General features: G+C 75.1%; 9 protein-coding genes. 5 read left to right on the top strand and 4 right to left on the bottom strand.

The window, feature by feature from the left end; genetic code table 11:
• Positions 1-2: 2 nt before the first annotated feature.
• The 3 genes from CRP51_RS17495 to CRP51_RS17505 all read right to left on the bottom strand — a co-directional run bounded on the left by CRP51_RS17495 (position 3) and on the right by CRP51_RS17505 (position 3,349).
• Positions 3-842 (bottom strand): hypothetical protein, encoded by an 840-nt coding sequence (locus CRP51_RS17495; RefSeq protein ID WP_097232173.1) that lies wholly within the window; start codon positions 840-842, stop codon positions 3-5.
• 276 nt (positions 843-1,118) lie between these two features.
• Complete coding sequence (locus tag CRP51_RS17500; protein ID WP_097232174.1) at positions 1,119-2,072, bottom strand: metallophosphoesterase; 954 nt, start codon at positions 2,070-2,072, stop codon at positions 1,119-1,121.
• Between the two features lie 152 nt (positions 2,073-2,224).
• On the bottom strand, positions 2,225-3,349 hold the full coding sequence (locus CRP51_RS17505) for a LacI family DNA-binding transcriptional regulator (protein ID WP_097232175.1): 1,125 nt from the start codon (positions 3,347-3,349) through the stop codon (positions 2,225-2,227).
• 299 nt (positions 3,350-3,648) lie between these two features.
• Here CRP51_RS17505 and hisC point away from each other — a divergent pair, with 299 nt between their 5' ends.
• The 5 genes from hisC to CRP51_RS17530 all read left to right on the top strand — a co-directional run bounded on the left by hisC (position 3,649) and on the right by CRP51_RS17530 (position 12,674).
• The gene (gene hisC, locus CRP51_RS17510; protein ID WP_097232176.1) at positions 3,649-4,773 is read left to right on the top strand and encodes a histidinol-phosphate transaminase; all 1,125 of its coding nucleotides are present in this window, start codon (positions 3,649-3,651) and stop codon (positions 4,771-4,773) included.
• Between the two features lie 188 nt (positions 4,774-4,961).
• Complete coding sequence (locus CRP51_RS17515) at positions 4,962-6,497, top strand: cytochrome ubiquinol oxidase subunit I (RefSeq protein WP_097232177.1); 1,536 nt, start codon at positions 4,962-4,964, stop codon at positions 6,495-6,497.
• A 45-nt stretch (positions 6,498-6,542) separates the two neighbouring features.
• Positions 6,543-7,574 carry a cytochrome d ubiquinol oxidase subunit II gene (gene cydB, locus CRP51_RS17520; RefSeq protein WP_097232178.1) on the top strand — a complete coding sequence of 344 codons (1,032 nt, stop codon included), beginning with the start codon at positions 6,543-6,545 and terminating at the stop codon, positions 7,572-7,574.
• Positions 7,571-11,056 (top strand): thiol reductant ABC exporter subunit CydD, encoded by a 3,486-nt coding sequence (gene cydD / locus CRP51_RS17525; RefSeq protein ID WP_097232179.1) that lies wholly within the window; start codon positions 7,571-7,573, stop codon positions 11,054-11,056. The genes cydB and cydD overlap by 4 nt, the downstream gene beginning before the upstream one ends.
• Positions 11,057-11,138: 82 nt before the next feature.
• Complete coding sequence (locus CRP51_RS17530) at positions 11,139-12,674, top strand: GAF domain-containing sensor histidine kinase (RefSeq protein WP_097232180.1); 1,536 nt, start codon at positions 11,139-11,141, stop codon at positions 12,672-12,674.
• Between the two features lie 217 nt (positions 12,675-12,891).
• On the opposite strand, the gene CRP51_RS17535 is transcribed toward CRP51_RS17530, so the two are convergent.
• Complete coding sequence (locus CRP51_RS17535; protein ID WP_097232181.1) at positions 12,892-14,046, bottom strand: glycosyltransferase family 4 protein; 1,155 nt, start codon at positions 14,044-14,046, stop codon at positions 12,892-12,894.
• Between the last annotated feature and the right edge of the window lie 198 nt (positions 14,047-14,244).

Below are 14,244 nucleotides of genomic sequence, written 5' to 3' on the forward strand. Positions count from 1 at the left end.
GGTCAGGGCTCCTCGGAGGGTCCGGTGAAGTCGGGCCCCGCGTAGCCCGGCCGCGCGTAGTCCGGGTGGTAGCCGGGCGCCCGGCCCTCGCCCGGCCTCCCGCGCGCCTCCGCGTCCCGCGCCTCGCCGCCGCTGGAGAACTCCGGGCTGCTGAAGTGCGGACTGCTGTAACGCAACCGCGGCGTGCGCCCCTCAGCGGGCGGCGCGTCCGCTAACTCCCGCCGCAGCAGCGGCGCGAAGCCCTGCTCCAGCAGCGCCCGGCGCCACGCCCCGCGCGCCGTCGCCACCTCCTCGGTCAGCGCGGCGCCCGGCGCCGGCGCCGAGGCCCGGATCGAGGTGGCGCCGTTGCGCAGCGCCGCGACCCACAGGGCGCCCACCGCGACCAGCGCGCCCCCGGAGGCCAGCAGCGCGAACGCCCAGCCGACCGAACGCATGGGCGCCGCGACCGACGGCTCCGGGCTGGCCAGCCGCAGCGCGTAGCCGAGCAGCAGGAACACCAGCGCGCTGGAGCCGGCCAGGACCGGGATCAGCGCGAACGTGACCAGCAGCCCCCCGGCGCCGCCGCGCCGCTTCGCCGTCCCGCCGCCTTCCCCACGCAGCGCGACAACGCCGCGCTCACCCTGGTCAGCAGCGCGTTGCCGGTCGCGGAGCGCGGCGAATCTTCGGTACTGGGGCTCGGCGGCCGTGAGGATCTCCGGCAGCGCGGCGAGGGCGGACTCCCGCAGCGCCGCGAGGCGTTCGGGGTCGGCGCCGGTCGACGCCCGCGCGGCGCGCAGCGCTTCGTCGAGCACCTGCTCGACTTCGGACCGGTCGCCCGCCGGCAGTTCGACTGGGCTGTTCATGGACGCCCCCAGATCCACTCAGGCAGAGAGCTGTTGAACGACGCTCGTTCGCACGGGGGTCGCGCCAACGGGGTCGTTGAGCAACGAAGGTCGTTGAGCCAGAAACCAAGATGGTAGAGCGCGGCAGGCGTTCGCGACAGGAGGAAAGCGCGAGTCGGCGGCGCCCCGGCTCGCCCGCGTCGAAGCGTCCCCTGCCCGCACACACGCCGTCCACACCTCCCGGGCGAAGCCCGGTCGGTGCTCGCGCGCCCCCGGGCGCCCGCCGGCGGGTCCGGCTCAGTCGGGCAGCGGCAGCCGTGCCACCAGCAGCCGGCCGCCCATGGTGACCCCGCCGTCCATGGCGATCGCCAGCGACTCCGCGTAGACGTGCGGCCCCTCGATCCGGGGCGGCGCGTCCTCGCCGTCGCCGTCCGGATCGGAGTCGGCCCCGCCGGTCTCCCCCGTCAGATAGGGGATCGGGCTGTGGCCGTGGACCACGCGCTTGCCGCCGAAGGTGTCCAGCAGCTCGCGCACCGCGCTCGGCCCGTCCTCGTCGCGGAAGGCGAAGCGCTTGGTGAACTTGCGGAACAGCTCCCAGGTCTCGCCGACGTCGTTGCGCTGCAACGCCTGCCAGATCGCGTCGTTGACGTCGTCGACGGCGCTGCCGTAGTCCAGATAGGACGAGGTGTCGGAGTGGACCAGCAGATAGCCGTCCTCCACCGCCATCGAGTCCAGCCGGGACATCCACTGGATGTGGTGGTCGCGCAGCCGCTCCATGTCGGTGCGCTGGCCTCCGTTGAGCATCCAGGCGGCCTGGAAGGACGCGGTGCCGGCGGCCGAGTCGACCGGGGTGTCGGCGAACCTGCTGGCTCCGAGGAGCAGCAGCTCGTGGTTGCCCAGCAGGGCCTTGCAGTATCCGCCGGACGCGGCGGCCTCGGCGGAGAGCCGCATCACCAGGTCGAGCACGCCGACGCCGTCCGGGCCCCGGTCGGTGAAGTCGCCGAGGAACCACAGCCGCGCGTTCCCCGCGGCCCAGCTGTCCTCGCTGTCCGTCAGGCCGGCCTCGCGCAGGGCGGCCTTCAGCTCGTCCAGATAGCCGTGCACGTCGCCCACGACATAGAGCGGTCCGACGCCGCCGTCCAGGACGGGGATGTCCGGCAGGGTGGGCGTATACAGGTCGGGAGCCGCCCCGGCGCCGCCCCCGGGCGTGCCGTGTCCCGCCGCCGGTCCCTGGTCGGCCCCCTGAGTCATCGACCCCTCCACCACTGCGCGCCGCCTCCACCTGCGGGACCCGGACGATCGGGCCGGGTCCCCATGCCGTTCGCCCATCATAGGAATCCCGGTGGCCAGTTGTGACACACCTGGGGGAGACCGTTGCCAGGCCGCTAACTGTTTACCCGAAACTACCGTTCGACGGCAGGGGGCTTGCGGGGGGCTGCCACAGTCGCTCGTTCGGTGCGGCGCGCCCCCGGTTGGGAGGACGCGCGGACGAGGAGTTCGGTTGGCATCATCCCGCACTGCGGGCCACGCGGCTCGGTTCCCTCGATCGCGTCGATGAGCAGTTGGATCACCGCCGTGCCGATGCGGGCGGGCTGGAGGGAGAGGGTGGTGACCGGCGGCTCGGTCGCCGCGTAGACGGTGGACTCGCTACAGCACACCAGCAGCAGGTCCTCGGGAACGCGCAGGCCGTAGCGGCGCGCGGCGGCCAGCAGGTCGGTGCCGTTGGGGTCGAAGAGCCCGTAGACGGCGTCGGGGCGGTCGGGGCGGGCCAGCAGCCGGTCGGCGGCGATGGCGCCGGCGCAGGGGTCGTGCGCGGGGTACGCCTCGTAGACGGGCTCCTGACCGGCGCGTTCGCACCAGTTGAGATAGGCGGTGGTGGACAGGCGGGTGTAGGTGTCGGTGCTGGTCCCGGTGAGCAGGCCGATCCGGCGGGCGCCGGCGGCGGCGAGGTGGTCGAGCAGCCCGGCGACGGCGGCCTGGTGGTCGTTGTCCACCCAGGCGGTCACCGGCAGGTCGCCGCCCGGCTGGCCGTCGGAGACGACGGGGATGCCCTGCCGCACCAGCTCGGTGACGACGGGGTCGTGGTCGGAGGGGTCGATCACGACCGTGCCGTCGAGCGCGACGTTGGACCAGACGTCGAAGTCCCGGTGCTGGGACGCGGCCGGCAGGATCACCAGCGCGTACCCGCGGGCCAGCGCGGCGGAGGTCGCGGCCCGAGCCATCTCGGCGAAGTAGGCGAACTCGGTGAAGGTGAACGGTTCTTCGCCGTAGGTGGTGACCGTGAGCCCGATCAGCCCCGACTTCCCGGTGCGCAGGGTGCGCGCCGCCGCCGACGGCCGGTAGCCCAGCCGGTCGGCGATGGCGCGGACGTGGCGGCGGGTGGTGTCGGGCAACCGTCCCTTGCCGTTGAGCGCGTCGGAGACAGTCGTGATCGAGACGCCGGCCGCTGCCGCCACCTCACGGATGCCCGCCCTGCCGCTGGTACGGCGGCCCTTGGCCCGTGGCGCCGGATACTTCGCTGCTGTCATGGCGACCTGATCGTAGGCCCGGGAGCGACCGCCGCTCCGAGCCCGAAAGCCCTGGCGAGCAGACGTTTCTGCATGGTCAACACGGCGCCGGCGCCTGGGATCGGAAGACCCGCCAGGTCAGGCAGCGCGGGTTCGACGACCAGCCCTCCGGCACCGCGGAGTGGACGGCCCGCTTTCAACGCGGGACGGCTCACTCGATCGAGTGGAGCGCGTCGGGCAGCACGGGGGCGCGCGAAAGCCGCTGTGCGCTGGGCCGACAGGGGGGTGGCGGAAGCGGGGCGCGCCCTTAGGGTGAACGGGTGACCGCTTACTCTTCCTCCTCCCAGGCCGCGGGCCCCGAGCCGGCCACCGGCGGAAGCCCCCGGCTGCGCGCCGCGCTCGACGGCCTGCCGGCCTACGTCCCCGGCCGCGCCGGCGCCGCCACCGGCCGCACCTTCAAGCTGTCGTCGAACGAGAACCCCTACCCGCCGCTGCCCGGGGTGCTGGAGACGGCGGTCGCCGCCGCCGGCGCGCTCAACCGCTACCCGGACCTGGCCAGTTCGGCGCTGATCGCCGAGCTGGCCGAGCACCTGGCGGTGCCGGCCGACCATCTGGCCGTGGGCACCGGTTCCGTCGGCGTGGCCCAGCAGCTGGTGCAGGCCACGGCGGGCCCGGGGGACGAGGTGATCTACGCCTGGCGGTCCTTCGAGGCGTACCCGATCGTGGTCCAGATCTCCGGCGCGCGCTCGGTGCGGGTGCCGCTGACCGCCGACGAGGAGCACGACCTGCCGGCGATGGCCGAGGCGATCAGTGACCGCACCCGGCTGATCTTCCTGTGCAGCCCCAACAACCCGACGGGCCCGGCGCTGCGCCGCGACGCGCTGCTGGACTTCCTCGACCGGGTGCCGTCCGACGTGCTGGTGGTGCTGGACGAGGCGTACCGCGAGTTCATCCGCGACCCCGAGGTGCCGGACGGCGTCGAGATCTACCGGGACCGGCCCAATGTCTGCGTGCTGCGGACCTTCTCCAAGGCGTACGGGCTGGCCGGGCTGCGGGTCGGCTACGCGGTGGCGCACCCGCCGGTCGCGGCGGCGCTGCGCAAGACGGCGGTGCCGTTCGGCGTCAGCCAGATCGCGCAGGACGCGGCGATCGCCTCGCTGCGTGCGAGGGACGCGCTGCTGGAACGGGTGGAGTCGCTGGTCGCCGAGCGCACCCGGGTGGCCGAGGCGCTGCGTGCCCAGGGGTGGAAGGTGGCCGACTCCCAGGCCAACTTCGTCTGGCTGCGGCTGGGCGAGGCGACGGCCGACTTCGCCGCCCGCTGCGAGGCAAGCGGCGTGACCGTGCGGCCGTTCGCCGGGGAGGGCGTGCGCGTCACGGTCGCCGAGCCGGAGGCCAACGACCTGGTCCTCGCGGTCGCGGAGCAGTTCCTGGGCGAGCGGGCCTGACCACCGCCGGGTAGCCGCCGGGCGGGTGAGGGGCGCGCCGAGCGACCGCCCCTCGCCCTCTCCCCAAAAGACCCCTTCTGACCTGCGGCTTCACAGAAAGCACACCCCCCGTACGGGTGAGTGCGGAGCGCGGAGCATAATGGCTTGTGAATGTGAATACGTTCACAAGCAACCGCAGGAGCGGCACCATGGAACTCGCGCTCGCGCCGGAGACCCTGGCCCGGTGGCAGTTCGGCATCACGACCGTCTACCACTTCCTCTTCGTCCCGCTGACCCTCTCCCTGGCCAGCCTCACCGCCGGTCTCCAGACCGCCTGGGTGCGCACCGGCAAGGAGAAGTACCTCAGGGCCACCAAGTTCTGGGGCAAGCTCTTCCTGATCAACATCGCGATGGGCGTGGTCACCGGCATCGTGCAGGAGTTCCAGTTCGGCATGAACTGGTCCGACTACTCCCGCTTCGTGGGCGACGTCTTCGGGGCACCGCTGGCCTTCGAGGCGCTGATCGCGTTCTTCTTCGAGTCGACCTTCATCGGCCTGTGGATCTTCGGCTGGGACAAGCTCCCGCCCAAGCTCCACCTCGCCACCATCTGGGCGGTCGCCGTCGGCAGCGTGCTCTCCGCGTACTTCATCCTGGCCGCCAACTCCTGGATGCAGCACCCGGTCGGCTACCGCGTCGACGAGGAGACCGGTCGGGCGGAGCTGACCGACATCGTGCGGGTCCTGACGCAGAACACCGCCGTCGCCCAGTTCGCGCACACCATCACGGCCGCGTTCCTGGTGGGCGGCGCCTTCCTGGTCGGGATCTCCGCCTACCACCTGCTGCGCCGCCGGCACGTCGCCGTGATGCGGACCTCGCTGCGGCTGGGGCTGGTGACGATGGTGGTGGCGGGCGCGCTCACCGCCTTCAGCGGTGACCGGCTCGGCAAGATCATGTACGAGCAGCAGCCGATGAAGATGGCCGCCGCCGAGGCGCTCTGGGAGACGGAGGCGCCCGCGCCGTTCTCGCTCTTCGCCGTGGGCGACGTGGACGCGGGGCACAACGTGGTCAGCGTCGAGGTGCCGGGACTGCTGTCGTTCCTGGCGCACGACAACTTCAGCGACCCGGTGCCCGGCATCAACGACACCAACGAGGAGCTGCGGGAGGCGTACGGCCCCGGCGACTACCGGCCGAACATCCCGCTGGCCTACTGGAGCTTCCGCTGGATGATCGGCTTCGGCATGGCCTCGGTCGCGGTCGGCGCGGCGGGGCTCTGGCTGACCCGGCGGAGGTTCCTGCTGGCCGAGACGCTGCGCACCGGCGAGGACGAGGTGCCGAGGCTGGCGCTCACCCGCCACCTCCCGCTGGGGCCGGCGCTGACCCGCTGGTACTGGCGGATCGCCACGCTGACCATGCTCTTCCCGCTGGTCGCCAGCAGCTGGGGCTGGATCTTCACCGAGACCGGGCGCCAGCCCTGGGTGGTGTACGGGGTGCTGGAGACCGCCGACGCGGTCTCCCCCGGCGTCTCGACCAGCGAGGTGATCACCTCGCTGGTCGTCTTCACCGCGCTCTACGGGCTGCTCGCCGTGATCGAGGTGCGGCTGATCGTCCGCTACGCCAAGGCGGGGCCGCCCGAGCTGACCGAGGCGGACCGCCATCCGCCGACCCGGATCGGCGGACCGCCCTCGCTGCCGGGGCCCCGCCAGGACGCCGGATCCGAGGACCGCCCCATGGCCTTCTCCTACTGACCGCCCACGGACAACGCCACATCGACGCGCGAAGGAGCGTCCGGGATGGAACTCCACACCCTCTGGTTCGTCGTGATCGCCGTGCTGTGGGTCGGCTACTTCTTCCTCGAAGGGTTCGACTTCGGCATCGGCGTGCTCACCGGGACCCTGGCCAGGGACCGGGCGGAGCGACGGGTGCTGATCAACACCATCGGCCCGGTCTGGGACGGGAACGAGGTCTGGCTGCTGACCGCGGCCGGCGCCACGTTCGCCGCGTTCCCCGACTGGTACGCCACCCTCTTCTCCGGCTTCTACCTGCCGCTGCTGCTGATCCTGGTCTGCCTGATCGTGCGCGGCGTCGCGTTCGAGTACCGCGCCAAGCGGCCCGAGGAACGCTGGCAGCGGCGCTGGGAGCACGCGATCCTCTGGTCCTCGCTGACGGTCTCGGTGCTCTGGGGCGTCCTCTTCGCCAACATGGTGCGGGGCGTGCCGATCGACGCCGAGGGCGAGTTCGCCGGTGACCTCGGCGACCTCCTCTCGCCGTACGCGCTGCTCGGCGGCGCGGTGAGCCTGGCGCTCTTCACCCTGCACGGCGCGCTCTTCGCCGCGCTGAAGACGGTGGGCGAGATCCGGGAGCGGGCGCGGCGGCTCGCCGGCCGGCTGGGGTGGGGCGGCGGTGCGCTGACCGTGGGCTTCCTCGGCTGGACGCTGGCCGAGGCGGAGCACGGGCGCGGGGCGCCGGCGCTGGTGGTCGCCGTGCTGGCGCTGCTGGGCGCGCTGGTGGCCAACGCCCGGGGGCGTGAGGGCTGGGCGTTCCTCAGCTCGGGGGTGCTGGTGGTCGCGGTGGTCGCGCTGTGGTTCCTGACGCTCTATCCCCAGCTGATGCCGTCCTCGCTGGACCCGGCCTGGTCGCTGACGGCGGCCGAGTCCGCGTCGTCGCCCTACACGCTGCGGATCATGACGTGGTGCGCGGCGTTCGCGACTCCGGTGGTGCTGCTCTACCAGGGCTGGACCTACTGGGTCTTCCGCAAGCGGATCGGCACCCACCATCTCGCGCCCGCCGCCCACGGCGCCGCCGACACCGGGACCCCGGCGTGAGGCCCGTCGACCCCCGGCTGCTGCGCCACGCGGGCGCGGCCCGCCGCCTGCTGGTCGCCTCGGTGCTGCTGGGCGTGGCGGAGGCCGCACTGCTGGTCGCCCAGGCGCTGTTGCTCGCGCGGCTGATCGCGGGCGCGGTGACCGCCGGGCAGGGGCTGGACGCCCTGGGCGGCACGCTGGGGTGGCTGGCGGCGACGGCACTGGTGCGCGGGCTCGTCGGCTATCTCAGGGACTGGCTGGCGCACCGCACGGGCGCCTCGGTCACCTCGCGGCTGCGGCTGCTGCTGCTCGACCGGGCGGCGCTGCTGGCGCCGCACGGCCTGGCGGGGCGGCCGACGGGGGAGCTGACCACGCTGGCCACCCGGGGGATCGACGCGCTGGAGGAGTACTTCGGGCGCTATCTGCCGCAGCTGGGGCTGGCGGCGGTGGTGCCGTTCGCGGTGCTGGGCTGGGTGGCGACCGAGGACTGGGTGGCCACCGGGATCATGCTGGTGACGCTGCCGCTGGTCCCGCTCTTCATGGTGCTGATCGGCTGGGCGACACAGGCCCAGACGGACCGGCGCTGGCGCCAACTGGCCCGGCTCTCGGGGCACTTCCTGGACGTGGTGGCGGGGCTGCCGACGCTGAAGGTCTTCGGCCGGGCCGGCGCGCAGGCGGAGAACATCCGCGCCATCACCGACTCCTACCGGCGGGGAACGCTGCGCACGCTGCGGATCGCGTTTCTCTCCTCGTTCGCGCTGGAGCTGCTGGCCACCCTCTCGGTGGCGCTGGTCGCGGTGAGCGTCGGGATGCGGCTGGTCAACGGGGGGCTGGGGCTGGAGACGGCACTGGTGGTGCTGGTGCTGGCCCCCGAGGTCTATCTGCCGCTGCGGCAGGTGGGGGCCAGGTTCCACGCGGCGCAGGAGGGGTTGGCCGCGGCCGCCGAGGTCTTCGAGGTGCTGGAGACCGCCCCGCCGGCCGACGGCGGGGCACCCGTTCCGGCGCGCCCCGAACTGCGGCTGGACCGCGCGACGGTGCGGTACCCGGGGCGGTCGGACGAGGCGCTGCCGGCGACCAGCCTGCGCGTCGCGCCGGGGGAGACCGTCGCGCTGACCGGGCCCTCGGGCAGCGGCAAGTCGACGGCGCTGCGCGCGCTGCTGGGCCTGGTGCGGCCGGAGTCGGGAAGGGTGCTGGTGGGCGGGGCCGAGCTGGCCACGCTGGAGCTGGCCGCGTGGCATCGCGAGGTGGCGTGGGTGCCGCAGCGACCGCTGCTCTTCGCCGGCACCGTCGCTGAGAACGTGCGGCTGGCCCGACCGGAGGCGGGCGACGCCGAGGTCGCGGCGGCGCTCGCCGAGGCGGCGGCCGGGGAGCTGGACCCGGCGCTGCCCCTGGGGCCGGGCGGCGCCGGGCTCTCCGCCGGGCAGCGCCAGCGGGTCGCGCTCGCCAGGGCGTTTCTCGCCGACCGGCCGATCCTTCTGCTGGACGAGCCGACGGCCGCGTTGGACGGGCCGACGGAGGCGGCGGTGGTGGCCGCGATCCGCCGCCACGCGGCGGGGCGGACAGTGGTGCTGGTCTCGCACCGGCCGGCGTTGACGGCCCTGGCCGACCGAATGATTCACGTGAAACATCGCCCTTCCGAGACCGCGCCCCCGCCCGCGCCCCGGCCCCCGGCCGGCGAGGCCCCGGAGCCGGCCGACGCCGACGCCCCGGCCGCGCCGGCCGCGGCGGGGCCCTCGGCCGCCGAGGGCCCGGCGCTGCGCTGGGCGCGGGGGCTGGCGCGCGGCGGGCGGGTGCGGTTGGCACTGGCCATGGCGTTGGGGGCGCTGGCCATGGGCAGCGCCGTCGGGTTGATGGCCACCTCCGGGTGGCTGATCTCCCGGGCCTGGGAGCAGCCGCCGGTGCTCTATCTGTTGGTCGCGGTCACCGCGACCAGGGCCTTCGGCCTGGGGCGCGCCGCCTTCCGCTACGCGGAGCGGCTGCTCGGCCACGACGCCGTGTTGCGGCTGCTGGCCGGTCTGCGGGTCACGGTCTACCGGCGGCTGGAGCGGCTGGCACCCGCCGGGCTGGGCCGGGCGGGCCGGGGAGACCTGCTCTCCCGGGTGGTCGCCGACGTGGACGCGCTCCAGGACTACTTCCTGCGCTGGCTGCTGCCGGTGACCGTGGCCGGCGGTGTCGGGGTCGCCTCCGTGCTCTTCACCGGCTGGCTGCTGCCCGCCGCGGGGATCGCGCTGGCCGTCGGGCTGCTGCTGGCCGGCGTCGCGGTGCCGGCGCTGACCGCCGCACTGGCCCGGCGGGCGGAGTCCCGGCTGGCGCCGGCGCGCGGGGCGCTGGCCGAACGGGTGGTCGACCTGATGACCGGCACCGACGAGCTGCTGGTGGCCGGGGCGCTGCCCCGGCGCCGCGCGGCGTTGGCCGCCGCGGACCGGGAGCTGACCGGTCTGGCCAGGCGCTCCGCCGGGGCCACCGCGCTGGCCGGCGGACTGACCGCGGTGATCACCGGGGCCACGGTCGCCGCGGCCGGCTGGGCCGGCGTGCCGGCCGTGGCCGGGGGCGAGTTGGCGGGCGTCTGGCTGGCGACGGTGGTGCTGGTCCCGCTGGCCGCCTTCGAGGCGGTGGCGGGACTGCCGGCGGCGGTGCAGCAGCGGCAGCGTTCCCGCCGCGCCGCCGAACGGGTGCGGGAGGTGCTGACCGCCCCCGAGCCGGTGCGCGAGCCCGAACGTCCGGCGCCGGCACCGGACGGCCCGTTCCCGCTGCGGCTGCGCGGACTGACCGCGCGCCATCCGGGGCGGCCGGCGCCGGCGCTGCGCGGTATCGATCTGGAGCTGACGGCGGGCCGGCGGATCGCCGTCGTCGGTGCCTCAGGCGCCGGCAAGACGACGCTGGCCCACTGCCTGCTGCGCTTCCTCGACCCGGAGCACGGCGTCTACACCCTGGCCGGCGTGGAGGCCACCGCCCTGCGCGGGGAGACGGTCCGGCGCTGGGTCGGCCTGTGCGCGCAGGACGCCCATGTCTTCGACAGCACGCTCCGGGAGAACCTGCTGCTGGCCCGCCCCTCGGCGGCGGAGGCCGAGCTGCGCGCCGCGCTGGGCCGCGCCCGGCTGCTGGCCTGGGTCGACTCCCTGCCCGACGGGCTCGACACCCGGGTGGGCGAGGGCGGCGCCCGGATCTCCGGCGGGCAGCGGCAACGGCTCGCACTGGCCAGGGCGTTGCTGGCGGACTTCCCGGTGCTGGTGCTGGACGAGCCGGCCGAACACCTGGACCTGGAGACGGCCGACGCCCTCACGGACGACCTGCTGGCCGCCGCCGAGGGCCGCGCCGCCGTGCTGATCACCCACCGGCTGGCCGGCATCGACGCGGTGGACGAGGTGCTGGTGCTGGAGGCCGGCCGGGTGGTGCAGCGCGGCGCCCCCGCGGAGCTGGCCGCCGTCGACGGCCCCTACCGGGCGCTGCTCGACCGGGAGGCCGCCGCGACACGCGCGCCCGAGCCGGTGGGCGGCCGTTGACCTTCGCCCGGCGACGGCGCCGTGGACCCCGCCGCACCGCTCCCGACTTTCGCGGATGAAACGGACTCCTTACGCTGCTGTCATGCGGCAGGTGGCGGAGCCGCTGAGGGCCCTGGCCGTCCTCGGCGGTGACAACGAGCCAGACGCCGTGCCGGCCCGGGCAGTCCGGGCCGCCGCGGAGGCGACCGGCGCTGGCCACGCCGCCCTCGCCGTGCTCAGCGACGACGGGGAGCGCATCGACCGGCTGCTCACCCACGGCGAGGCGCCCGTGCACGACCCCGAGCCGCTGCTGCACGCGCTGCTCGACGGCCGGGGCGCCCGTCCCTCGCCCGACACCACGCTCTGGGCGCCCGTGCTGGTGCACGGGGCGAAGTCCGGCGCGCTGTGGCTGACCGACCCGCCGGACGGGGCGTTCACCGAGGCCGACCGCGCGCTGGTGCGGGTGCTCGCCGCCCACGCCGGCCTCGCGGTCGGCAACGCCAGGCTCCACGAGGCGGTCCGCCAGCAGGCCCGCTGGCTGGACGGCAGCCTGGAGCTGTCCACCTCGCTGCTCTCCGCAGAGCCGGAGGACAACGCCCTGGCCGTCGTCGCCGAGCAGGCCAGACGGCTGGCCAGGGCGGCGGTCGGCGCGGTGCTCGAACCGAACGGCGAGGACGGCCTGACCGTCGTCGCCGTCTGCGCCGACGACCCCGGCGGACTGCTGGGGTCCACGGTCCCCGCCGACTCCCCCGCGTTGCGGCAGGTCCTCACCGGCGACCCGGTCTTCCGCGACCGCCCCACCCCCGACGCCGCCCCGCTGCTGGGCCTGGGCTCCCCGGACGGCCCCCACATGCTGCTGCCGCTGACCAGCGACGACACCACGCTGGGCGTGCTCTCGCTGGCCAGGACCCCGGACGCGCCCCCCTACTCGGTGCCGGAACGCGCCAACGCCACCCAGTTCGCCCAACAGGCCGCTCTCGCCCTGCTGTTGACGCGGGCACGCCGCGACAGGGAGCTGCTTGCGGTACTGGAGGACCGCGACCGGATCGCCCGCGACCTGCACGACCTGGTGATCCAACGGCTCTTCGCCGTCGGCCTGATCATGGAGGGCGCGCGCCGGGTCACCTCGTCCCAGGACGTACGGGACCGGGTCGACCAGGCGACCACCGAGCTGGACGCCACCGTGCAGGAGATCCGCACCGCGATCTTCTCGCTCCAGCAGCACCCGGAGGACGCGCCCACCGGGCTGCGCACCCGGGTGCTGCGCGAGACGGGCGCGGCGGCCCAGCTGCTGGGCTTCCGGCCGGCCGTCTCGTTCGTCGGACCCGTCGACTCGGTGATCGAGGAGGGCGTCGCCCGCAACCTGCTGGCCGCGCTCCGCGAGGGCCTGTCCAACGCGGCCCGCCACGCGAACGCGTCCCGCGTCGAGGTGACCGTCAACGCGCGCGCCCACGGGGACGACGGCCAGGACGCGGTGCGGCTGACCGTCGCGGACGACGGCGTCGGGATGAACGCCGGCGGCCGGCGCAGCGGGCTGCGGAACCTGGCCAGAAGGGCGGAGTCCCTCGGCGGCACGGCCACGGTGGGAGCCGGCATCGGCGGCTCCGGCACGACGCTGACCTGGCAGACCCCTCGCTGACCCCCTCCGGGGGTTCGCCGGAACGACCACCGTCACGGTCGGCCCCGACGGACCCCCTCCGGGGATTCGCCGGAACGACCACCGTCACGGTCGGCCCCGACCGTCGTCGTCCGCACCCCGCCACCCACGCACCGCGGGCGAGGACGACCGCCCACCCGGGCCGGCAAGCGCCCAAAGTCGGCCAACCCCCGCCATCCCACCGAGGACGACCGCCCGGCTAACCGACGCCGCGACGCTGTCGCGCGCGCTTCGCCGGCAGGCACCCCAGTGCCGTGTAGACCGCGAGGCACTCGCCGGCCGCCCGTTCCGCCGAGCCGGCGGCGCGCATGTGGTGGCGGGCCGCACGGCCCAACGCCGCGCGCAGCTCCGCGTCGACCAGCAGCGCCTCGATCGCGCGGGCCAGCGCCGCCGGTTCGCCCGGCGGCACCAGGCAGTGGGCCGCCTGCCCCGGCGGCAGCAGCTCGCCCGCGCCGCCCACGTCGGTGACCACCGCCGGGCGTCCCACCGCCATCGCCTCCAGCGGCGCCAGCCCGGCGCCGCCGGCCCGGGTCGGCGAGACCACCAGGTCGGCGGCGACGAACCACGGCGCCGCGTCCTCGGTGTGACCGGTGAAGAGGACCTCGGGCCCGGCCGCCCGGCGCAGCGCCGCCCGTTCCGGCCCGTCGCCCACCACCACGAGCCGCGCCTCCGGCACCCGGGCCCGCACCCGGGGCCAGGCCCGCAGCAGCACGTCCCGGCCGCGCGCCGGCGTGAGCCGCCCGACGCACACCACCAGCGGCGCCCGCTGCGGCAGCCCGTGCACGGCGGCCAGGGCCGCCCGCGACTGGCGGCGGGCCACCTGGTCGCCTGCCGGAAGCCGTTCCGGGTCGACGCCGGTCCGCACGACCGACATCGGCGCGGTGAGGCCGGCCCGTTCGCCGGCCACGCGCTGCTGGTCGCTGGCGCAGAGCACCCCGTGCGTCCAGGCGGCGGCCCGGCGCTCCCAGCGACGGGCCAGCGGCGCGCCGACTCCGCCCGCCGACTCGAACGACCAGGCATGGGGCTGGAAGACGGTGGGCAGCCGCCCGCGCAACGCCAGCCGGCCGGCCAACCCGGCCTTGGTGCCGTGCAGATGGACCACGTCGGGTGCGGCCCGCCGCAGCGCGCGGCCGGCGCAGTAGACCTCCCAGGGCAGGTTCCCCGTCGGGCCGCGTTCCGCGAGCCACAGCCCCACCCGGGCACCGGCCGCGCCGGCCTCCCGGGCGAGCGTTCCGCCGGTGGGGCAGAGCACCACGGGGCGCATCCCCGCGAGCCGCTGCGCGCGCACGAGGTCGGCGACGACCCGGGCCGCCCCGCCGTTCGTCGGCTGCACCAGGTGCGCGACGGTCAGCACGCGCGCCCCGGAGCCCGCTCTTCACACCCCATGACGAAGCCTCCACGCTCGGTAACCATCAGGCGGTGAGCAACCCTGACAGAAACCCATGGGGAAATCACGAGAACGCGCAGAAAACAAGCAGAAAAGGCCATTCTGCGATGACCAGACCGGTTATCCCCCGAACGGCTCGCGCGGGGCCGCGCCCCGCCGTTCCGT

It is taken from the genome of Streptomyces zhaozhouensis, assembly GCF_900230195.1.
Lineage (GTDB): Bacteria > Actinomycetota > Actinomycetes > Streptomycetales > Streptomycetaceae > Streptomyces > Streptomyces zhaozhouensis.